The 22,580-nt window shown below is 35.7% G+C and carries 21 protein-coding genes and 2 tRNA genes; 16 read left to right on the top strand and 7 right to left on the bottom strand.

Annotation, left to right across the window (positions count from 1 at the left end):
• Positions 1-86: 86 nt before the first annotated feature.
• Together CGC58_RS07675 and CGC58_RS07670 are read right to left on the bottom strand one after the other, a co-directional pair.
• Positions 87-160 (bottom strand) — tRNA-Asp (locus CGC58_RS07675).
• Positions 161-310: 150 nt separating this feature from the next.
• A complete protein-coding gene (locus CGC58_RS07670; RefSeq protein WP_157909232.1) occupies positions 311-862 on the bottom strand; it encodes a hypothetical protein in 552 nt (183 codons plus the stop codon).
• Positions 863-960: 98 nt separating this feature from the next.
• On the opposite strand from CGC58_RS07670, the gene hflX reads away from it, so the two are divergent.
• The 5 genes from hflX to CGC58_RS07645 all read left to right on the top strand — a co-directional run bounded on the left by hflX (position 961) and on the right by CGC58_RS07645 (position 6,264).
• Positions 961-2,178 carry a GTPase HflX gene (gene hflX, locus CGC58_RS07665; RefSeq protein ID WP_095896193.1) on the top strand — a complete coding sequence of 406 codons (1,218 nt, stop codon included), beginning with the start codon at positions 961-963 and terminating at the stop codon, positions 2,176-2,178.
• Between the two features lie 214 nt (positions 2,179-2,392).
• Positions 2,393-2,629: an acyl carrier protein gene (locus CGC58_RS07660; RefSeq protein WP_018279821.1), complete on the top strand. Its 237-nt coding sequence runs from the start codon at positions 2,393-2,395 to the stop codon at positions 2,627-2,629.
• 120 nt (positions 2,630-2,749) lie between these two features.
• Positions 2,750-3,997, top strand: coding sequence for a beta-ketoacyl-ACP synthase II (fabF, locus tag CGC58_RS07655; RefSeq protein ID WP_095896192.1), 1,248 nt, complete (start codon positions 2,750-2,752; stop codon positions 3,995-3,997).
• Positions 3,998-4,007: 10 nt separating this feature from the next.
• Entirely contained in the window at positions 4,008-4,757 is a 750-nt protein-coding gene (gene rnc, locus CGC58_RS07650) for a ribonuclease III (RefSeq protein WP_095896191.1), read from the top strand.
• Between the two features lie 178 nt (positions 4,758-4,935).
• A complete protein-coding gene (locus tag CGC58_RS07645) occupies positions 4,936-6,264 on the top strand; it encodes a sugar MFS transporter (RefSeq protein ID WP_198540713.1) in 1,329 nt (442 codons plus the stop codon).
• A gap of 75 nt (positions 6,265-6,339) precedes the next feature.
• Here the strand turns inward: CGC58_RS07645 and obgE are convergent, their stop codons facing one another.
• Together obgE and CGC58_RS07635 are read right to left on the bottom strand one after the other, a co-directional pair.
• Positions 6,340-7,341: a GTPase ObgE gene (obgE, locus tag CGC58_RS07640; RefSeq protein WP_095896189.1), complete on the bottom strand. Its 1,002-nt coding sequence runs from the start codon at positions 7,339-7,341 to the stop codon at positions 6,340-6,342.
• Positions 7,342-7,431: 90 nt separating this feature from the next.
• Positions 7,432-8,550, bottom strand: a complete 1,119-nt coding sequence (locus tag CGC58_RS07635) for an adenylate kinase (protein WP_095896188.1) — start codon at positions 8,548-8,550, stop codon at positions 7,432-7,434.
• Positions 8,551-8,649: 99 nt separating this feature from the next.
• Here CGC58_RS07635 and CGC58_RS07630 point away from each other — a divergent pair, with 99 nt between their 5' ends.
• Positions 8,650-10,110 (top strand): oligosaccharide flippase family protein, encoded by a 1,461-nt coding sequence (locus tag CGC58_RS07630; RefSeq protein WP_095896187.1) that lies wholly within the window; start codon positions 8,650-8,652, stop codon positions 10,108-10,110.
• Between the two features lie 45 nt (positions 10,111-10,155).
• Here CGC58_RS07630 and CGC58_RS07625 read toward each other — a convergent pair whose 3' ends face one another.
• On the bottom strand, positions 10,156-10,758 hold the full coding sequence (locus CGC58_RS07625; RefSeq protein ID WP_095896186.1) for an SCO family protein: 603 nt from the start codon (positions 10,756-10,758) through the stop codon (positions 10,156-10,158).
• An 88-nt stretch (positions 10,759-10,846) separates the two neighbouring features.
• Between CGC58_RS07625 and CGC58_RS07620 the strand changes: the two genes are divergently transcribed.
• On the top strand, positions 10,847-11,425 hold the full coding sequence (locus CGC58_RS07620) for a PhnA domain-containing protein (RefSeq protein ID WP_095896185.1): 579 nt from the start codon (positions 10,847-10,849) through the stop codon (positions 11,423-11,425).
• Positions 11,426-11,485: 60 nt separating this feature from the next.
• Here CGC58_RS07620 and CGC58_RS07615 read toward each other — a convergent pair whose 3' ends face one another.
• Positions 11,486-13,777 (bottom strand): glycoside hydrolase family 20 protein, encoded by a 2,292-nt coding sequence (locus CGC58_RS07615; protein ID WP_232748886.1) that lies wholly within the window; start codon positions 13,775-13,777, stop codon positions 11,486-11,488.
• 94 nt (positions 13,778-13,871) lie between these two features.
• Between CGC58_RS07615 and CGC58_RS07610 the strand changes: the two genes are divergently transcribed.
• The 8 genes from CGC58_RS07610 (at position 13,872) to CGC58_RS07570 (ending at position 20,073) form a co-directional block, all read left to right on the top strand.
• Entirely contained in the window at positions 13,872-14,843 is a 972-nt protein-coding gene (locus tag CGC58_RS07610; protein ID WP_095896183.1) for a YheT family hydrolase, read from the top strand.
• Between the two features lie 125 nt (positions 14,844-14,968).
• Positions 14,969-15,042 (top strand) — tRNA-Ile (locus CGC58_RS07605).
• A 130-nt stretch (positions 15,043-15,172) separates the two neighbouring features.
• On the top strand, positions 15,173-16,063 hold the full coding sequence (locus CGC58_RS07595; RefSeq protein ID WP_157909231.1) for a hypothetical protein: 891 nt from the start codon (positions 15,173-15,175) through the stop codon (positions 16,061-16,063).
• 158 nt (positions 16,064-16,221) lie between these two features.
• Positions 16,222-16,539, top strand: a complete 318-nt coding sequence (locus CGC58_RS07590) for a helix-turn-helix domain-containing protein (RefSeq protein ID WP_095896181.1) — start codon at positions 16,222-16,224, stop codon at positions 16,537-16,539.
• 2 nt (positions 16,540-16,541) lie between these two features.
• Complete coding sequence (locus CGC58_RS07585; protein ID WP_018279785.1) at positions 16,542-17,702, top strand: VapE domain-containing protein; 1,161 nt, start codon at positions 16,542-16,544, stop codon at positions 17,700-17,702.
• A gap of 386 nt (positions 17,703-18,088) precedes the next feature.
• On the top strand, positions 18,089-18,532 hold the full coding sequence (locus tag CGC58_RS07580) for a plasmid mobilization protein (protein WP_095896180.1): 444 nt from the start codon (positions 18,089-18,091) through the stop codon (positions 18,530-18,532).
• Positions 18,533-18,543: 11 nt separating this feature from the next.
• Positions 18,544-19,452 (top strand): relaxase/mobilization nuclease domain-containing protein, encoded by a 909-nt coding sequence (locus CGC58_RS07575; protein WP_095896179.1) that lies wholly within the window; start codon positions 18,544-18,546, stop codon positions 19,450-19,452.
• Positions 19,453-19,458: 6 nt separating this feature from the next.
• A complete protein-coding gene (locus CGC58_RS07570) occupies positions 19,459-20,073 on the top strand; it encodes a hypothetical protein (RefSeq protein WP_232748811.1) in 615 nt (204 codons plus the stop codon).
• 59 nt (positions 20,074-20,132) lie between these two features.
• On the opposite strand, the gene CGC58_RS07565 is transcribed toward CGC58_RS07570, so the two are convergent.
• On the bottom strand, positions 20,133-21,074 hold the full coding sequence (locus tag CGC58_RS07565; protein WP_232748810.1) for a Fic family protein: 942 nt from the start codon (positions 21,072-21,074) through the stop codon (positions 20,133-20,135).
• Between the two features lie 151 nt (positions 21,075-21,225).
• Here CGC58_RS07565 and CGC58_RS07560 point away from each other — a divergent pair, with 151 nt between their 5' ends.
• The gene (locus CGC58_RS07560) at positions 21,226-22,569 is read left to right on the top strand and encodes a PKD domain-containing protein (protein ID WP_095896176.1); all 1,344 of its coding nucleotides are present in this window, start codon (positions 21,226-21,228) and stop codon (positions 22,567-22,569) included.
• The last annotated feature ends 11 nt before the right edge of the window (positions 22,570-22,580 follow it).

Here is a 22,580-nt window from a genome sequence, read left to right as displayed (position 1 = left end):
CTTCCTTAAAAGGAAAGCCTTCCATTGGTTTACTATAAACCCGTGTAAAAGTATTTACACAAAACAACACAACTAAATTTTACTTGCGGTCTGGACGGGACTCGAACCCGCGACCCCATGCGTGACAGGCATGTATTCTAACCAACTGAACTACCAGACCAATTTGCTTATGAACGTTTCATTTCATCATTGCGGTTGCAAAGGTAGTACATTTTTTCAATTGTGCAAATATTTTTATCAAAAAAAATTATTTTTTTCTTCTTCAAAAAATCAAAATATTGAAAATCAAAACCATTTATCTGAAAAAAAATTATCTTTTTTCAACGTAAAAAACTTCTCGTTTGGCTTTAACTTGAATTTCAAAGAGTTTTTTTTCTTCATCATTGCTAAAAATTCTCACTTTTGACAAATGAGCTATACCTATTTTTGAGTACGAATCGTGAAAAATATCTGATATTTTCACCAAAACTCGTTGGCGATAAACTCTATTTGTTTGCCACACTTCGTAACGATGTGCAAATATTTTCATCATATAATCCGTACCTTCAATATTTTTTTCAAAACTAAATTGATGTTTTAACACCCAATGATAAAACAAACCAAAATTCGACATCATCAAAATCAAAAAGATATAAAATTTCAATCGCTTTTTGAATAGCAAAATAAGACTTACAAGACAAGCAATCAGCCAAACCGAAGCTATAACAATCAGATAACGATTATAGAAAATAATTTCTGTCTGAAAAAAGAAATTCAAGAGCAATTCCAAAAAACTCAGCATAGGAACGCCCCACCCCACTACCAAAAACAAATTCCATAAAATCCGAACGACTCTACGAAAAAGAAAATCATATTTCCCCAAAACAATGACTAATAAAATGATTTATAGGCACAAATACACTTTTTTTCTGCAAAGAAAAAATTATTTTGCTATTTTTGCACAAAAGAATTAAGCATACTATGCTCGAACAGATAAATCTAAATTACGAAAAAGTAGTGTTGGTAGGAATCATCAACCAATTGCAAGACGAAGAAAAATCAAAAGAATACTTGGATGAATTGGAATTTTTGACCTATACCGCTGGCGGTGAGGTTTTAAAAAGATTTACCCAAAGATTAGACGTCCCAAACCCGAAGACCTTTATAGGAACAGGAAAAATGGAAGAAGTACAACAGTTTGTGGAAGAAAACGAAGTCGGAACCGTTATTTTTGACGATGAACTTTCGCCTGCACAACAAAAAAACATTGAACGTATTCTGAAGGCGAAAATCCTCGACCGAACTGGACTTATTTTGGATATATTCGCACAGCGAGCTCAAACCAGCTATTCCCGAACTCAAGTGGAATTAGCTCAATATCAATACCTTTTACCTCGACTAACGGGACTTTGGACGCACCTTGAACGTCAACGTGGGGGGATTGGTATGCGTGGTCCCGGGGAGACGGAAATCGAAACCGACCGCCGTATCGTACGTGACCGCATTGCACTTTTGAAGAAAAAACTCGCTACCATTGACCGTCAGATGGCTGTACAACGCGGAAATCGTGGGGCGATGGTGCGTGTGGCACTTATCGGATATACCAACGTTGGGAAATCTACCTTAATGAATGTTATTAGCAAAAGTGAGGTGTTTGCCGAAAATAAACTTTTTGCTACTTTGGATACCACTGTGCGAAAGGTAGTTATCGGGAATCTTCCTTTCTTACTATCTGATACTGTAGGATTTATCCGAAAATTACCTACTCAGCTCATTGAATCGTTTAAAAGTACTTTGGACGAGGTGCGTGAGGCGGATTTACTGCTTCATATTGTGGATATTTCGCATCCGAATTTTGAAGAACACATCCATTCGGTAAATCAAATTCTTGCAGAAATCAAAAGTGCTGACAAACCCACAATTATGGTTTTCAATAAAATAGACGCTTACAAACATCAAACCATAGCTGAAGACGACCTAATTACCGAGCCTACCTCCAAGCATTTTACGTTGGAGCAATGGAAACAAACGTGGATGAACAAAGTGGGTAACGATGTGCTTTTCATTTCGGCATTAAATAAAGATAATTTGGAAGAATTCCGTGAAAAAGTGTATGCCAAAGTGCGAGAAATACACATCACGCGTTTTCCGTACAACAATTTTTTATATCCCGAGTTTATAGAAGACGACACAAATTAGATTCCATAAGCCATATACAATTTGCAATTTTAAACATTTAAAAAGGTTGAAGTATTTGCTTTTGTAGTTATTTTAGTCATCACATAAGTATTTGTTTTTTAGCTTATTACTAACTTTAACGTTAAAAAAACAGCATATTTTTTGATAAAAGTGGCTTTTTAGAAAAAAGTTTATTATTTTTGCCCCCGGTATTTATAATTAAAAAAAGAAAATTATGTCAGACATTGCATCAAGAGTTAAAGCTATTATTGTTGATAAGTTAGGTGTAGATGAAAATGAAGTAGTTGCAGACGCAAGCTTCACAAACGACTTAGGAGCTGATTCATTAGACACAGTGGAATTGATTATGGAATTCGAAAAAGAATTTGACATTCAAATTCCTGATGACCAAGCAGAAAACATCTCAACTGTTGGTCAAGCAATCAAATATATTGAGGAGGCTAAACAATAATTTTTTAAGTTGTGAGCTATGAACAGTGAGCTGTAAGCCTTGAACTGTAATTTTTTTAGAGTTATAGCTTATAGCTTACTGTTTTTTTATTAAAATTAATTTATAAATTTGTTTAATTCTATGAAAAACAGACGTGTTGTAGTAACAGGCTTAGGTGCTTTAACCCCAATTGGAAACAATGTTCAGGAGTATTGGGAAAGTTTAATTGCAGGTATAAGTGGAGCAGCTGCCATAACACATTTTGATGCTTCAAAATTCAAAACAAAATTCGCTTGTGAGGTGAAAAACTTCAAAGTGGAAGATTTTTTGGATCGAAAAGAAGCCAGAAAATTAGACAAATTTGCACAATATGCTCTTGTGGCTTCTGATGAAGCTATCAAAGACGCCGGAATAGATTCCGAAACCATTGATAAAGACCGAGTTGGTGTTATTTGGGGTTCAGGAATCGGAGGATTGGAAACTTTTCAAGAAGAAGTTATCAATTTCACAAAAGGAGACGGAACGCCACGTTTCAATCCTTTCTTCATTCCGAAAATGATTGCGGATATCGCATCGGGAATGATTTCAATTCGTTATGGGTACAGAGGTCCAAACTTCACTACTGTATCCGCTTGTGCATCAGCGGCTAACGCAATGATTGATGCTTTGAATTACATCCGTTTAGGACACGCAGACGTCATTATTTCTGGAGGTTCGGAAGCAGCAGTAACTATTGCGGGAATGGGAGGTTTCAACGCTCTTCACGCACTCTCTACACGCAATGATGACCCTGCAAGGGCTTCTCGTCCGTTTGATGCTAACAGAGATGGCTTCGTATTAGGAGAAGGAGCTGCGGCGGTAGTTTTGGAAGAATATGAGCACGCAATTGCTCGCGGAGCAACTATTTATTGTGAGTTGGCCGGAGGAGGACTTTCAGCAGACGCTCACCATATGACAGCACCACATCCTGAAGGATTGGGAGCTAAAAATGTAATGCTCAACTGTTTACGTGATGCAAGCGTACAACCTGAAGAAGTTGATACTATCAATCTGCACGGAACTTCTACTCCTTTGGGTGACATTGCCGAATCGAAGGCTGTGTTGGATGTTTTTGGAGAACACGCCTACAATATCAATTTGAACTCTACAAAATCAATGACAGGGCACTTGTTAGGTGCGGCGGGAGCTGTTGAGGCAGTTGCTTCAATTCTTTCTGTAAAACACGGAATGATTCCTCCGACAATTAATTTTGAAACCCCTGATGAGAAAATTGACCCAAAACTCAATTTCACTTTCAATAAGGCTCAGAAACGCGACGTGAAAGTTGCAATGAGTAATACATTCGGTTTTGGAGGACACAATGCTTGTTTGTTATTCAAAAAGATATAAACCTTGATTTGTGTTTAGCTTAAAAAAAATATTCAATTTAACCCGTTTTGACAAGAAAAAAGACGGGATTTTTTATTCCAAAATGAAAGCTCTTTTAGGGTATTCACCTAAGAGCTTATCTATTTATAGTGAGGCTTTTACGCATCCTTCGTATCAATATAAGAAAAGTACGCGTAAAAGTTACGAGCGATTGGAATTTTTAGGAGATGCCATTTTGGGAGCGGTTATTGCGGATTATATTTTCAGAAGTGCTCCTGATGAGGACGAAGGATACCTTACCAAGATGCGTTCCAAAATTGTGGAGAGACGTAATCTTAATCAGTTAGGTGAAGAGTTGGGTTTGTTGGATTTTCTTCGTACTAAACTAACTCACAAGCAGTTAGGAAATAATATCACAGGAAATTTATTTGAAGCTCTCATAGGAGCAATTTATTTGGATAAAGGATACACGGAATGCTCCAAATTCATTGAAAAAAAGTTAATAAATCCTTATATTAACTTAAAAAATTTAGAAGAAAAAGTCATCAGCCATAAAAGTCTTCTTATCGAATGGTGTCAAAAACATAAACGAAGCTTTACCTTTGAAACTGAGGAAGATACAGAAGATAGGTCGGATGTTCGTTATTTTGTAGCAAAAGTATATGTAGAGGGATTTTCTGTTACAAAAGCCAGAGCAACATCCAAAAAGAAAGCTGAAGAAAACGCCTCAAAACGTGCGTGTTATAAAATTCAAGGAAAAAATTATTCTCTAAAAACATAGTGTAGAATTTTATTTTTTTTGTGGTTTTCAGCAGAACAATAACGTAACACAATTTTTGCCTTTGATGTGTTTCGTTTTCTTTTCGTTATAATTATAACAAAATAAAATGTTAAAAAATAATTAATGTATGGGATAATATTGCTAACTTTGCTTTCGCAATTTTAACAACCATAACATAATGAATACACAAAAAAGTTACAAAAAGGCATTCGTATTTGTTACTGCATTATTCTTTCTTTGGGGATTTGTCACAGTGTTGATAGATTCACTCATTCCGCGCCTTAGAGATGTTTTCACATTGAATTATTTTCAAGCGGGAATGATTCAGTTTGCGTTCTTCACGGCATATTTTTTGTTTTCAATTCCAGCAGGATTTATTTTATCAAGAATTGGTTATCAAAGAGGAATTATCTTAGGATTATTGACAATGGCGGCGGGTTGCTTTTTGTTTTATCCGGCAGCCTCGCAACGTATGATGGTGGTATTTATGTTGGCGGTATTTGTGCTGGCTAGTGGAATTACCTTCTTGCAAGTGGCTGCTAATCCGTATGTTTCTGTTTTGGGAGAGGAATCAGGAGCTTCAAGCAGATTGAACTTATCGCAGGCGTTCAATTCTTTAGGAACTACGATTGCTCCTATTGTTGGTGCAATTTTTATTCTCAGTGACAGAGTAAAAGGAGCCGATGAGATAAATGCATTAAGCCCAGCAGAACAGGAAGCCTATTTTGCATCGGAAGCCTCTGCTGTACAAACTCCTTTCATAAGCATTGCCGTTTTCATAATCATAATGGCAGTAATTTTTTCCTTCGTAAAATTGCCAAAAATTATTGACGAAAGCAGTAACACAGGTTCTTCCAAAGGATATTTTTCTTTGTTCAAAAAGCAAGGATTAATGTTGGGGGCTGTTGCTATATTTTTGTACGTGGGAGCTGAGGTAGCAATAGGAAGTTACTTGGTTAACTATTTTGTTGAAATTAATATCGCGAAGGAAGTTCTTGAGAATCAGGTAATGCGTTCCATAATCGTGAGTTTAGGAAAAGTATTTGGCGAGCAAGACCTTACAAGTAATGACCCTAAAGCTGTTGTTGGTATTTTTGTTACATTCTACTGGGCAGGAGCAATGGTAGGACGTTTTGTGGGAGCATTCCTTACGAAAATTATCGCTCCGGCTAAAGTGCTTATTTTCTTCTCGTTGATTGCTATATCTTTGATATTGATATCAATAAATACCGATGGATTATTATCAATGTGGAGCATTTTATCAGTAGGATTATTCAATTCAATTATGTTCCCTACTATTTTCACATTGGCTTCGGAAGGGCTCGGAGAGTTGAGACCTCAGGCGTCAGGTATTTTATGTACGATGATTGTAGGAGGAGCTATCATTCCACCACTTTTCGGATTTTTAACAGATAATATTGGGTTTAAAATGACTTTCTTAGCGTTGGTTGTTTGTTACAGTTTTATCCTTTTCTTTGGGTATTACAAACGATTTGTGAAAGTTTAGAACCCAAAAAAATAATACATTTATAAAAAATAAATCCCTTACATTTGAGTAAGGGATTTATTTTTTTATACTTTTTTACTTATTAATCATTTTCCAGAGAGTATCTTTTAACTGCTGAATGCCTTTGCCCGAAACGGATGAAATAAATAAGAAAGGAATCCCTTTTAATGCAGGTTTGATTTCTTTTTCAATTTCGACGGTGAGTTCCTCATCGAGCATATCTGATTTTGAAATAGCTATAAGTCTGTCTTTATCAAGCAATTCCGGATTGTATTCTTTGAGTTCGTTCAGTAAGATGTGATATTCTTCCACAATATCCTTACTATCAGCAGGAATAAGGAAAAGAAGCGTTGAGTTTCGCTCAATATGTCGTAAGAAATAATGTCCTAATCCTTTTCCTTCCGCAGCTCCTTCAATGATGCCGGGAATATCTGCTACCACAAAGGATTGAAAATCACGATGTTCTACAATCCCCAAATTAGGCTTTAATGTTGTGAAAGGATAATCTCCGATTTTTGGTTTGGCAGAAGTAATTACCGATAACAAAGTCGATTTTCCTGCGTTCGGAAAGCCAACAAAGCCTACATCGGCAAGAACCTTTAATTCCAACAAAAGTTCCATTTCCTCGCCGGGAATGCCCGGTTGTGCGTATCTTGGAGTTTGGTTGGTGGCACTTCTGAAATGCCAATTCCCCAAACCACCTTTTCCTCCGTGTAAGGCGATGATTTCTTGCTTATCTTCCGTGATTTCGAACAAAACTTCATCAGTTAAGGCATTTTTCACGATTGTTCCCAGAGGAACTTCCAAATAAACATCTTTTCCGTCGGCTCCTGTACTGCGATTTGCTCCACCACCCTCACCGTGTCCTGCCCTAAAATGCTTCTGAAATTTGAAGTGAATGAGCGTCCAAAGATTTTTATTCCCTCGGATGATGATGTGTCCGCCTCTTCCGCCATCTCCACCATCAGGTCCGCCTTTGGCAACGAACTTCTCCCGATGCAAGTGCATAGAACCTTTTCCGCCATTTCCCGAGGCGACAAATACTTTTACATAATCCGTGAAATTTCCTTCTGTCATAATGATTTATAGAAAATGAACAAGCCCAAACATTTGAAAATAAGACTGTCCTTCCAAAAGTTTGGGTTTGTACTGATACTTTTTCAATTTTTATTTTAGTGCGTCAATAGCGTTCGAAAGACGTCTTGTGATTTCTTCAATTGTTCCGATGCCATCAATTCCGTGATATTTATTTTGTTTCTTGTAAAATTCAATAAGCGGAGCAGTTTTTTCGTTGTATTCCACAAAACGATTTCTGATTTTGCTTTCATCCTGGTCATCAGTTCGTCCGCTTACTTTTCCTCTTTCCAAAAGGCGTTGTATCAAAACTTCGTCATCAGCTTCTAAGGCTAATGTCCCGTGGATTTTCATTCCTTTTGATGTTAAGAAATCATCCAAAGCTTCTGCCTGAGCGATAGTTCTTGGAAAACCATCAAATATGAAACCTTCGGCTTTCGGGTTGTTCTCTATTTCTTGTTGCAACATCTGAATGGTTACTTCATCAGGAACCAAATCGCCTTTATCCATATATGATTGAGCTAATTTTCCTAATTTGGTTTCGTTTTTGATATTGAATCGGAATAAATCTCCTGTTGAAATATGTACCAAATTGTATTTATCTTTCAAAAATGCAGCTTGTGTACCTTTTCCGGCTCCCGGTTTCCCGAATAAAACTAAGTTTGTCATCGTTATTGAAGTGTTTAATTGATATACTTGCGGTAAATTTCGTCCTAATTCATCATAATCAAGTCCGTAACCAACGATAAATCGATTTGGAATGGGCAGCCCTACATAATCAATTTTTAAATCTTTCTTATAAGCATCCGGTTTGAAGAAAAGTGTGGCAATACGCAATGATTTTACTTTTTTGTCGTGGAAAATACGATAAATTTCTTCCAAAGTGTTACCCGTGTCGATGATATCTTCCAAAACAACTACATCACGCCCTTCTACCGGAATATCCAATCCGATGAGCTCCACCACTTTTTCAGTAGATTGCATTCCTTGGTAAGAAGCCAATTTCACGAAAGTAATTTCACAATCCGCTTTGTAATGCCGAACAAAATCGGAGGCAAACATAAAAGCTCCGTTAAGTACCGAAACAAACAGCGGACACGTATCTTCCATATCCTTAGCTACTTCCGAAGCCATTCGCTGAATAATTTGCTGAATTTGTTCAGCTTCAATGTAAGGTTCAAATGATTTGTCGTGTATTTTTATGATTTCCATAGAAAATAAATAAAGCACAAAGGTACATTTTTTTTGTCAAGAAGCAAGATGTTTTTGTGCTATTTTGTGTAGTTTTGCGGTGCATTATATTCTGAAAAAATGAGCAAACTACAAAAATTATTCAAACACACCCTCATATACGGACTGGCAACGGTTCTTCCGCGTGTAATCTCCTTGATTCTCACGCCTTTGTATGTTGACAAATTGAATTCTACCGCAGATTTTGGAGTTTATTCAACTTTGTTTGTGTATCTCATTTTAGGAAATGTACTGCTTTCCTACGGAATGGAAACGGCTTTTTTCCGATTTGTAAACAAAGAAAATGATAAGCGTAAGGTACAATCTACGGCACTTACCTCTCTGTTTATTAGTTCATTATCTTTTTTGATTATTGCGTTACTCGCTCGAAATTTTATATCAGAATGGTTGAAATATGACGTGAATTTAATCACTTTTTGTATTATTATTTTAACACTTGATGCACTGGTTGTCATTCCTTTTGCACAGCTACGAAATGCAGGGAAATCGCTCACGTATGCTATCATAAAAATCGGGAATGTAACTGTGAATCTTCTGCTGAATTTATTTTTCTTTTTCGTTTTGCCAAAATTTGAAAATAATTCTTTTTGGAGTTTGTTCTATTTTGAAAATCAGGTATATTACATATTCATTGCCAATGCGATAGCAAGTTTGCTGACACTTATTGTGTTGTTGCCAATTTATTTTCAAATTCGGTTCGATTTTTCACTTGCTTTATGGAAAAAAATGTTCCGTTATGGATTTCCGATATTAATTGCGGGGATTGCTTTTGCTGTAAATGAAGGCTTTGACAGGGTGTTCTTGCGGATGTTGCTTCCTTTTGAAACTGCCGATGCTACCATCGGGATTTATTCAGCTTGTTATAAAATGGGAGTTTTTATGACGCTTTTTGTAACAGCTTATAAATTAGGAGTTGAGCCATTCTTTTTCAGTAATGCACAGGATAAAAACGCACCGCAAACGTATGCTTTGGTAACGGAATATTTTACCATTTTCGGAGCGTTTATTTTGCTTTTTATTACTGTTTTTATAGATGTGTTTAAGCTTTTTTTAATACCCAATGCGAAATATTGGGAGGCTTTGTGGATTGTCCCCGTTATTTTGCTCGCAAATCTTTGTTTGGGTGTATATCACAGTCTTTCAGTATGGTACAAAGTAACTGACAGAACGCACGTTGGGGCATACATCTCCATACTTGGAATGTTAATAACTGTTTTATTAAACTTTTTGCTCATTCCCGTAATAAGCTATAAGGGTGCAGCTTTAGCTACATTGGCTACTTATGTGGTTATGATGCTGACTTCATATTTTATTGGGCAAAAAAAATACCCGATTCCGTATAATGTGAGGAAAATCGGGTTTTATTTAGGATTCAGCGTGTTGGCTTCATTCCTTTCGTTTTATGTTTTTGGCAGAAATATATACGTAGGAATTTTCCTTCTATTGCTATATATTTTCGCAGTTTTTCAGAAAGAAACCGAAATCAAAAAACGCTTAAAATCTGTTTTGACAAAAAGATAATTTGAAATTCTCTTTCTAAATTTTTGGAAGAAATTACAATCAAAATTAAGGCATTCCGATAAGTAACCTGATGTCTTCTATCAACATTTCAATTTGCTTGTCTTCCAATCCGTTATAGTAAATCATCGGATTTCCGTCGGCATCTTTACGTGAAACGATATTCCCTTTTTGGTCAATCAAAGCAAAAAGCCCTGAATGTTCAAACCCGTCCACTCCTTTGGCGTTATTTTGTGCGTGCAGATTAAATCCGTTGTTCGCCAAATCGTAAATCGCTTCTTCATCGCCTGTTAGTAAATGCCAATTCGGGCTTGTTATTCCGTGTTGTTTGGCGTATTCTTTCAGTACTTCAGGGGTGTCATTCTCAGGATTGATTGAAAACGATGCAAAACCAATGTTTTTCCCTTCAAGGGCATTTTGTACCTTTACCATACTCGAAGTCATTATCGGACAGATAGTTGGGCAAGTTGTAAAGAAAAAATCCACAACATAAACCTTTCCTTTGTAATCTTTATTGGAAATAGTTTGATTGTTTTGATTTGTAAATGAAAATTCAGGAGCTTTTCCGATAGTAACTAATTTAGAATCAGAACAGCTAACTAAAAATAATAAAGTGCATAAAGCAAAAAATGAATATAATTTTCTTCTCATAATGGCGTAATTCAAATTTATTTAAAATAGTTTTTTTGTCATTTTTTTCGGAAAAAATGTAACTTTGCAAAGTTAATAAAATTTTCAGATGAATTTACTTCAAGAATTACAAAAACGAAGCGGAAATACCTGCGAATTATGCGGAGCAACCAACAATTTAGAAATTTATGAAGTGCCCCCCACCAGCACTGGCGGATTGGATGGCAGTTTGTTGGCTTGTAAAACTTGTGTTTCACAAATTGAAGGTTCTGCGGACTTGGACAGCAATCATTGGCGTTGCTTAAATGACAGTATGTGGAGCGAACATCGGGCTGTAAAAGTTGTAGCGTGGCGGATGCTCAATCGTTTGAAAAACGAAGGCTGGTCGCTTGATTTGCTCAATATGATGTACTTAGACGATGAGGAACTTGCTTTTGCAAAGGCTTCGGATGACCACTTGGATGAAAGTGAGAAAATTATCCACCGAGATAGCAACGGAACTATTTTGCAAGCCGGCGATAATGTCGTTCTGATAAAAGATTTGAAAGTGAAAGGTTCAAGTATGGTTGCCAAACAAGGAACTGTGGTTCGTAAAATTTCATTAGACCGTGAAAATGCACAATATATTGAAGGAAAAGTTGATGGACAACAAATTGTGATTGTAACACAATACGTTAAAAAAGTTTAGAAATCCTTCACAGAAGAAAAACAGGTCGTATAACTCAATTTATACGACCTGTTTTTTATTTTAGAAAATTTGAATTTCATCAATAAACATCCAAGAATCGCCTCCTTTTGGCGGATGACCCAAGTTTTGTACTTTCAATTTCACAAACCTAACTTTTTGTTTTTCAAATTCAAATTTGAAATCTTTTAAAATTGCATATCCGTTTGAAGCGTGCGGACGATTAATTTCATTGATTTTGGTATAATTTTTTCCGTCGGCAGAAATTAAAAGTTCTATTTTCGTTGGGAAATAAATTCCTGAACCTTGATTTTCCATCGCCCCTATAATTACCTTTTCAATTTCTGTATTTCCCTCTAAATCAACTATAATAGTAGCATCATCCACGAGCCAAGCAAGCCACTCCTTGTCGTGAAAGTTTTTTGTACCACGCACGATATTGGTTAATGTGCCATCTCCTTGCCCCTGATAACTTTTGTGATAAACAGGATTGTATGTGGCTTTTTTCCCTACTGCTTTATGAAAAACAATCGTATCGGAATAAATAACTTCATTGGGTTTTTCATTAAAGAAAACGGTTGCTTTTATATTTGTAGTTTCTTTTATTTCAATGGATTGCGTGTATTTTGTGGCTTTTGATAAATCGCCTTCCAACGTATAACGAATATCTGCTTTCGGCAATTCACTACTTAATGTCACAGAAACTTTATCACCCTGATTTTCAATTTTAGACGATACCTGATACATTGATTTTGCGTAATTGATATCCATTATTTCGAGTCGGGGAAGTGACTTTTGAACTCTGTTCATAAAATCGTCCCAGTTTTTCATCTCTTTGGGAGTCCAAACGGTTTCGGCAAGGGCTAAAAGCCGCGGAAAAATCATATATTCAGAATGTTTTTCGTTGGGAATGTATTCCGCCCACAAATTTGCTTGGCTTCCAAGTATTTGTTTTTGTTGCTGTTCCGTCAGCTCGTCTTTGTGTAATGAATAATTATAAATTTTACTCAAAGGCAAATACCCACCGATTGCAAGCGGCTCATTATCAGGAAGCCCTTGATATTGGTCTATGTAACAATCACTTGTAAGAACCACCTCGTGACCCTGTTCAATGGCTTTTTTGCCGATGTCAATTCCACGCCAATTCATCACAACAGCTTGCGGAGGCAATCCTCCTTCAATGATTTCATCCCAACCTACTAATCTTCTGCCATTTGCAACCAAAAAATTATCAATTCGTTTTATGAAATAACTTTGCAGTTCGTGAGCATTTTTGAGTTTATGTTCTTTCATTCGTTGTAAACATTTTGGGCATTTTTCCCATTCGGTATGTGTAGCTTCATCGCCTCCGATATGAATGTATTTACTTGGAAATAATGTCATTATCTCCGTAAGAACATCTTCCAAAAAGGTAAAAGTTTCATCTTGTCCGGCACAATAAATATCCGTAATAGGCCAAACCCCGCCCGATGGAACTCCTATCGGTCGTTTGTGACACGAAAGTTCAGGATAGGCGGCAATGGCACTCATAACGTGTGCAGGCATCTCAATTTCAGGGATTACCGTAATGCCTCTTGCGGATGCGTAAGCCACAATTTCTTTAATTTCTTTTTGAGAGTAAAAGCCTCCGTAAGTTCCCTTAACGCCAGGCGGATTTGTGCTTCGTGCGTTCCAATGTTTTTCTTCTTGGTCAATTCGCCACGCCCCAACATCGGTAAGTTTAGGATATTTTTTGATTTCAATTCGCCATCCCTCATTATCAATTAAATGAAAATGAAACGTATTGAGTTTGAGCATTGCCATTCGGTCGATGGTTTTTAAGATGTATTCTTTCGGGAAGAAATGCCGTGCTACGTCAATCATCAGTCCTCGCCAAGGATATTGCGGTTGGTCTTCAATAGAAACGCTTGGAATAACCCATTGTTTTTCAGTGTTTTTTGTACTTTCTATTTCATTGGGAAGCAATTGCCGCAACGTTTGCATTGCATAAATAAATCCGTTACGGTCAGAAGCTTTTACTGTTACTTTTTCACCATCAGAATTAAGTTTGTAGCCTTCTTTCGGAAGCGATTTATCAACTTCCAAAACGACAAAATTGCTTTTCGGAGCTTCATTCGTTATTTTCAAATCCCACCCCGAAGCTTTTTGAAATTTTTCGGTTAATAATTTCGCTACGTTTTGCAATGTATCAGGAGCAACGAAGGTCGTTTTTGACGTAAATTCAAAATAACCATCTGATAGAGAGATGTTTTTTGGTTTTGGAATGATATTAATATCACTTTCTTTGAAAGAAATTTCTTTAGGAGTTTGACAGCCAATGGCTAACAACAGGAAAAGAAGAACTACTTTTTTCATCATTAAAATATTTATTACACTTGCGAAAATACTATATTTTTGGTATAAAACCTAATTCTTTTATTAATTTTGCATATCCAAAATCAGATGAAAAATGCCTATTATTCAATCCGCGTACAAACCACCGTTTTTATTTCAGCAAGCGGATATTTCTACCATTTATTCCGGAAAAATTAGAAGTGTATCGGGTGTAATCCAGAAAAGAGAGCGATTGGAACTGCCCGATGGTGATTTTTTGGATATAGATTGGAGTTATTCTGGGCAAAAAACGAATCGTTGTGTCATTATTTTGCACGGATTAGAAGGCTCAGCTCAACGACCTTACGTGTTGGGTACAGCAAAATTATTCAATCAAAACGGATTCGATGCTTGTGCGATGAATTTCAGAGGATGCAGTGGTGAAGACAATCGCTTACTTTCATCGTATCATTCGGGAAAATCTTCTGATTTGGAAGAAGTTGTAAAAAATGTGATTCACTTAGGATACACTGAAATTGTGATAAAAGGCTTTAGTATGGGCGGAAATATCAGTTTGTATTATGCTGGCACACATCAACTTCCGCAAGAAGTGAAAACAATAATTGCAGTTTCCACACCTTGTGATTTGAAGGGAACTTCAGAAAGGTTGGATCAAAAAAGAAATTGGATTTATGCCCAACGATTTTTGATAACATTGAAGCAGAAAGCCAGAGAAAAGTTCAAACAATTTCCTGATAAATTGGTGATTTCTGAAATAAATTCGGTAAAAACGTTAAAAGACTTTGATGATTTATATACTTCAAAATTAAATGGTTTTGCTAATGCAGAAGATTATTACCAAAAATGTAGCTCACTTACTGTTTTGAGCCAGATTACAAAACCGACTTTGCTTTTAAATGCTCAAAATGATTCGTTTCTTTCCGAAAGCTGTTTCCCGAAAGAAATTGCCAAAAAAATGCCTCATTTCTATCTGGAAATGCCAAAATATGGAGGTCACGTAGCGTTCTATGACAAAGGAAATGTGTACTATAATGAGAAAAGAGCGTTGCAATTCTGTACAGAAATGATGAATAAACACACATTGTAACATATTAATAAACAATGTTTTATATGAAAAATATATTTTTAAATTCCGAATTTTTATTTTATTTTTCAGAAAAAATTTGTGCGAAAGAAAAATAATTGTACTTTTGCACCTGTCTGAAATGGACGGGTCTCATAGCTCAGTTGGTTAGAGCACCTGACTCATAATCAGGTGGTCGCTGGTTCGAGCCCAGCTGGGACCACAAAGAAAATCAAGCACTTACAATTTATTTGTAGGTGCTTTTTGCTTCTGTGACGAACATTTGACGAACAAATATTCTTCATTTTGTCTTATAATAGTTTATTTTTAATTTTACCCCAAACTTATATATTATGAAAACTTTTTTCTCTATCTTTCTTGTTGTAGACCTTTTTTGCATTGTGTATCTGATAGGGAGAGTTCTCTTTGCTATTGAGCCATTAATAGTAAACTTTTGTACGAAAGAGCGATTTGCTTGGTATGGAACGTGGAATCGGAATAGGTTGTTAATAGTATCATTGCTTTTATTACTATTTGTAGGAATTACAATAAGTTTTTGGGTTTTTAAAAATTTTTTGACCAATAATATATACTTAAGCACTTTTTTGTCCATTATGTTAAAATGTTACATATTCATTGTAATTGAATACAAAATGGACACTCCTTTCAAGCCTTTAAAAGTTTTTTTAAATTTTTATAAAAAACCGTATCAAGAACATTTTAAATTTCAAGAAACAAAGGTTGAAAAAGTTGATACACCACCCATAAATAATTTTCTAATCACCAACACTACAAACAATAATTTTTCATTTCAAAAGACGTATAACACAACTAATATTACTCACATAGAAGCGGAAAGAGAAGGTCATTATCCTTTTCAAATTTTTGAGAAAAAAGAATCTGTTGAGGATATAATCAATTTGTATGGTATAAAACAAACCAAGGATTCAAAAGAAAATTTATCTTCATTTTTCGCAAAACAAAAAGTTTTATGTAAGATAGAATTTATCAATAAAGCCAAAAATGGTTTGGGAGTAGAGTCTATTTTTAACTTTTTTGCAAAATATACATCTGTTTTTGAGGATTACGAATCGAAAACAAAGGGATTTGAAACGTCTCAAAAAGTAGCCGAACTTTTAAATGAAATTGTACTCTCAGTCGACAAGAAAGGTAATCCCAAAGAAAATCCTATAACTCCTCAGAATTTTAATGCTTACCATAATAACATTTGGAAAAAAGCATAATTTTTAACCCGAATCACATCAGTTTTAAATTAATATTCCTATTGTAAAATATTGATTTTAAGAGGTTAGTAAATTATTTAAAAATATCTTCTTCAGGTTTTTCTGCCTTATTTATTTCACGATACTTTTGCTCCGAAACCATTAAAATATCAGAAATAATGAACAAAGAGGCGTTGGAAAAAGCAATCCTATTGCTTACTGAAAACCAAAAAAAATTTAATGAAACCATAATTCAGTTACTTTCACTGGAAATCAAACCTTTCTATAGTAAGGAAGAGGCTGCCCTATTCCTTAACCTTGAGCCAGAATATCTTTACCAACTGAAACATCAGAGAAAGATAAAGGCATACAGGAAAGAAGGACAGCGAAAACTTTATTTTAGGAGGGAAGACTTGATTGCTTACATTCTTTCATCAAGTCAAAATCAGGAGGACGAAGATTTTGAGAACGAAATCGTAAATCACTGGAACAAATAAAGATGAAAGAAACTAAACTTTATCATTCTTCCAGTGCTGGTCAGACCATATATGACCGAGCGATAGCTTACCTAAACAAAAAATACAACATCAGGTACAATAGCATTGCTCTGGAATATGAAATTCAGCTTAGGGAAAATCCCAAAAACTGGGAAATTCTCAATATCAATTCGTTATTGATAGAACTTTCCCAGTCAGGGATAGAAATTACGTTAGCAAAGTTGGAAATTCTTTTGCGAAGTCACTTTATTCCGCAGTACAATCCACTTGAGGAATACTTTGAGAACCTCCCCGAATGGGACAATTTTGATGCTATCGGAGTTCTAGCAAGCTACATCTCCACCGATAATGACCCGCTTTTCCGTTATCATCTGGAAAAGTGGCTTACACGGGCTGTACTTTGTGTATTCAAAAAAGGATATATCAACAAACAATGCATAGTGCTTACATCGGAGCAGAACACAGGTAAATCCTTTTTTTTACGTTTTCTTACACCACCCGAGCTGTTGCCGTACTATACTGAAAATATCTCAGTGGATAAGGATGGCATCATCGCTATTTGTAAGAATCTTATATGTAATTTGGACGAACTGGCAGTACTTTCTAAGGCAGACATAAACATCTTGAAATCATTTATTTCTAAGAGTTCGGTGAACGTTCGTCTTCCGTACGGACGAAAAGCAGAGCTTTTGGAACGCATCTGTTCGTTTGTTGGCTCTACCAACCGTACAGACTTTCTAACGGATGAAACGGGAAGTGTTCGCTGGCTCGTTTTTGAAGTGACGAAAATAAACTTTGCGTATACATCTGAAATTGATATAAATAAAGTTTGGTCACAAGCTTATTTCAATGCTTTTAAGAGAAAAAATTACGATCCGGAACTTACAGTCGAGGACATTGAAATTAATGAAAGGCGGAATGAAAAATATTCCGCAATTAGCCTTGAAGAAGAGTTTATCAACAAGTATTTCGAAAAATCCGAGAATATTGAAGATTTTCTCACCGCTTCTGATGTGATGTTGATAGTAAATACAAATTTAAGGGTGAAACTCAATATTATTAAAATCGGAAAAGTTCTTACGCGTCAAAAATATAAACGCATCAAACACCCGCAAAAACAAACTTACGGATATCTCATTTCTAAGAAGATAGAAATTATGTAAATCCTCTTACCTAAGTTACCTGCTTGCCTTGATTAGATTAATATACTTATTATCAATTGTTTATAAAGGTAGTTTCATTTTAATTTTAGGTAAAAATAGGTAAGAAGGTAGGAAAAGATAGGAAGTTAAAAATAGGGAAAACTTAGAGAAATCAATCTGTTGGTAAGAAGGTAAGATGCCAAGAGAAAACAAATGCAGAGAGAAAATTTTTAACCAACCCTTCTTCTTTCTGCAACCTATACGGAAAAGTTTTGCTTGTTTTTGAGTGCAAAAAGTACCCATTGTTTACAAAAAGCGTGGGGCTTTAATGTAGAGGATGGGTCTTTTTGGTTTTCTCCTATCGTCGAAAACACATTGTAAGTAACTATAATCTAATAATTAGCGATATGAAACAGGATTTTTTAAAAGAATTTGTCACCCAAATTTTCGAGCATCAAGAGCAAAAAAATGCAGAAGAAAAAAGGAAAAATCATTTTCGGGATATCGGCAGAAAAGGAGGACTGGCAAGGAAAAATACGCCTCTTTTTTCAAAATTGATTTCTGTACGGCTCACCCCAAAAGAATATCAAAAGGTAAACGAAAACGCCCAAAGGCTGAATCTGAAATTATCAAAATACGTCCGATTGCTGATTATGGAAAAAGAACTGAAAATCAATGAATTTAAAACGGACGAAGTGCTTTTGTCCTACGGAACTCATTTTGTAAGGATTAAAAATCTGCTACGAAATCGCGAATTTTCAAAGTTGGAAAGCAAACAAGAAATTTTGAAAGAAATTGAAATAGTTACTAAGCTTATTTATAGATATTTATATGAAAGGGGGCAAAAATAAAAAAGAATAAAATGAATAACTCGGCAACGACTCGAAGAATTTCCAAAATTGCTGTGGAATATAACGGCAACGATAAGGGAACCGCTCGGATGGTGTATAGCAACAATTTACTTTCTGAAAATGCTGAACATCAGTTTAAAGAAATGAAAACTGTGGCGAATAGAAATCCTAAGGTAAAGAATTGGGCACTTACGGGATATATTTCCCCCGAAAAATCCATCGGTGATGCACTTACAGACCAACAACTGGTTGATTTGACCTTGAAAGCACTTCGGAAAGTGGGTGTAACGGAAGATAATCAAATTCGGTTGGACATCCACAATGCGACCAAACAGAAACATATTCACTTTATTGTTAATCGGATGAATACCTGCGGAAAGAATACCATCAAGGCACACAATATCGGCGAACGTTTTGGAGCAGCTGTGCGGGAGGTTTGCAAAGAAATGCATTTGAAAACCGATGTGGAAATTGGCAAGGAAAAGAAGGCAGAAATGCTTGGCGCTCTGAAAATGTGCTTAAGAACCGCCAAAAGTTTTGAAGAGCTAATTGCCAAAATGCACCAACAAGGCTATCGGGTCACACTTTCGGAGAATGTAAAGGTGGGCGTTTCGGGAATGCGAATTGTAAAACACACAGATATTAACGAGCAAACACAAAGGGAATATCTGCCGGGATACAAACTTTCTGAAATTACCAATCAACTGAAAATTAAAGACATCAAAGAGATGATAAATAAAAATTCGGAAGCATTTAATACTCAAAAATCTTTCAACGAAAAAGGTGAAACAATAAAAACGGATTTTGGACAAAATTATGTGGAAAGAGAAAATAACTTGCTTAAAAATCTTTTTCGTCCCACGTATGTATCTGCTGATGATGAACTTGTTAGAAAGGAGAAACGTAATTTTAAAAAATAAATAGATATGAAAAATTTAATGGAAAACACAGAAAATCAACCTCAGGATGATGGTTTGGAATTGCTAAAAAGAGTGATTAAAAGCAATGAAGAACACATTGAAGAATCTGCAAGACTGACTTCTTTGTATGAGGATTTTTTAAGCCTTTTGGGAGAATATGAATCGACTCTTAGAGGCACGACTTATTCACAGGAAGAAGTTAAAAGACTTGTGAAAGAAGAAAAAGAGGAACGCATTCGGTTTTTAGAAAGGCTTAAGGCTACCAAATTGGATTTGTCGAAACAGGCTATTGATAGATTAGACCAGTTTGAGAACAAACTAAAAAGTCTGAAAAATAGCTTCAACGGAAGTATCGGGATTTTGATTCTTTCCATTGTGATTTTGGTAATTACTTCTTTTTCTGCAAAATATTGGTTTGCGGAGAGCGTCAGAACAAAGATGGAAGTCCGCGAAGAATTGCTAAGAGAGATACACAATGAAGGCAAAGGGATTTATGAGAAAACCTACATAAACAATTTGGAAAACAATACAAAAATGATGCAGGAATTTGTCCGAAAGAACCCGAACGAAGGCAGCAAATTGGTGCATTTCAAATCGGGATTTGATGCGAGGAAGGAATAACAAGTAACAAATAACAAGTAACAAGTTAAAAAAGTAACAAGTGATAAAAAATCACCAAACTATTTGTTACGTCCAAACTTAAAAGGTAGCTCTTTCTCTTGTCCGATTTTCTTTTGTTTATCGATTTCTGTTTGCAGATATTTTTGGTATTGGCTGAACATAAAATCGTAATATTCACGAAAGCTTTCTGTCTTTTTTACGGAATTTAAAGCATCGTAATATTGGAATCTGTCTTCTGCAAATACAAAACCCAATGGCAATTGGTATTTTCGCTGTATAAAATTCATCAAAAGCCTTGAAGTGCGTCCATTTCCGTCTAAAAAGGGATGAATGTTCACCAATTGATAATGTGCATAGAAAGAAAACTCCAATTGAGAAAGGCTATCTTTTTGACTGTCAAAATTATCGTTTAGCTCTTTGACTAAATTATCCACTGCGGGTACAACCTTACTATAATGCATAAAAGAGGCTGAGCCTGCGGCAACATTGGCTTTTCGGAATTCGCCTTTGGAGGTATCTATGGTTCCGTTGATGTTTGTAAAGAGCTCTCCTGTGCATCTCATCACTTTTGCAGCAATTTCTTGTATGAATGCTTTGGATATATTCCGACCGATGTCAGCTTCTTTTATAATGAAATTCAGAGCTTGATGATGGTCTAAGGTTTGGTTTGAAAACAGAATATTTTTCCCTCCGGGAGTGTTGCCTTTTTGTATGAGTTCAATGCATTCTTCGTAGATAAGGGTAGAACCTTCGATACGGGTAGAATGACTCGTTATGAGTATTTTATGAAATTCCTCATAATTAAAAATATTCTCGATATCTAATCTTTTATACTCTTCTATGGAATCGGCTACTGTCATTTTAAGATTGATGTTTTCAATGTTTGGCAAAGGTAGGGTTTTGGTTTTAATAAATAAAATCATCGGGAAGATTGGTGGAAGATGTGTATGAAATAAATGAAGGTTGTATATTTGGGCGTTGTTAAAGTGGTTAAGATTCATTTTTAGAATTGGTCACAATAGAGGTAATAAGGGAAAAATGATATAAAGTAAGTTCCCAATTTCAATACGTTTGTCTTGGGAGAAATGTTAATTTTTTTGATGAATAATATCTTTTCTTAATTTTGTGGTTGATATATAAAATATTGCTACGATGATTTTGAGCAGGATTGGATATTTTTGTGTCTGTTTTGTTGTGCTTTTGGGTTGTGCTGTAGAGCAAAATATTCCTATTGAAGGTAATTTTGAGGTTTTGGTTGTGGGGGAGCGATATAACGTTCCTGTGCGGGTTAGGATGCTCAACAAAGTACAAGGAGCTGATACCTTTAAGTGGGAGTTTCCGGGGGGTAGTTATACTTCGTCGGACGTAATGCATCCTGAAGAAATTGTGTACAGACAGCCAGGCACCCACACGATAACCTTGCACACATCGAATGTTGATGGAGAACAAAAAACATTTCAAAAACATTTTACTGCATTTGCAGAATTGGTTGCTTCTTTTGATTGGCAACAGCAAGGAAGTCTGCACGCTCCTCTTACACTAGTGATGCAGAACAACAGCCAAGGAGCTCAGGCGTACCAATGGCATTTTGAGGGTGGTATCCCCGAGTATAGTTCTGAAAAAAATCCGACCGTAGTTTTTAGTCAAGAAGGAGAATTTACAATAAGTTTGGAGGTGATTAATCATTCTCAACGTGAAAGAATGGAAAAAAACATTCGTGTCAATCCGCCTTTGGAGGTTGCTTTTGGTTGGAAAAATGAATATTTTGAAAATTACCAAGCACCTGTACGTATTTTTTTGAGCAATCAAACCAAAAATGCTACTTTGGGGTATCATTGGCAGGTTACCGACGGAATTTCTACGCAGGAAAGTAACGAAGAAAATCCGAATTTTTTACTCGCTCGTGAAGGAAAATACCAAATTACTCTGACCGCAAAAAATGATAAACAAACCCTTTCTTTAAGCAAAGAAATCATCGTTGAAAAGGGAGACAATTTATTGACTTTTAAAGATATAAAATTGGGTGTTAATACGGCTCAAAATACCATCGGTTGCTTTTTTTCTTCTTATTTGGGAAGAATTTTAACTTCGGAAGAAATTACCCTCGAAACAGGAAAACTCATTGATTTTGTTTATTTTGGGCAGAACTCTTCTTTCTCTTATAATATTTTTCTTTCTCCCGATAAAGTTCAAGAAACCGTTTTCGAAAAAATTCCCGGAGCCACACAAAGCCATTTTATCAACAAGCAAGAAAATGTAGGACAAACTTTGTTAGATGTTGATGGTTTTGACCAATTAAGTTCAGGCAGTGCAATTGCTCCAATAGATATTGTTTCTTATAAGAATCAAGCTCCTTTTAATAAAGATTTGATTCCCAGAATTGTACTTTTCCAAACTTCTGATGGAAGAAAAGGTGCGATTAAGGTAAAGGAATACATAAATGCTGGTTTACAATCCTACATACTGGTAGATATAAAAATACAAAAAATACCGTAATTTCATTGTAA

This window comes from Capnocytophaga stomatis (assembly GCF_002302635.1).
GTDB lineage: Bacteria > Bacteroidota > Bacteroidia > Flavobacteriales > Flavobacteriaceae > Capnocytophaga > Capnocytophaga stomatis.
Note: the sequence above shows the minus strand (reverse complement) of the source record. Positions and strands in the feature narration are given on the sequence as shown.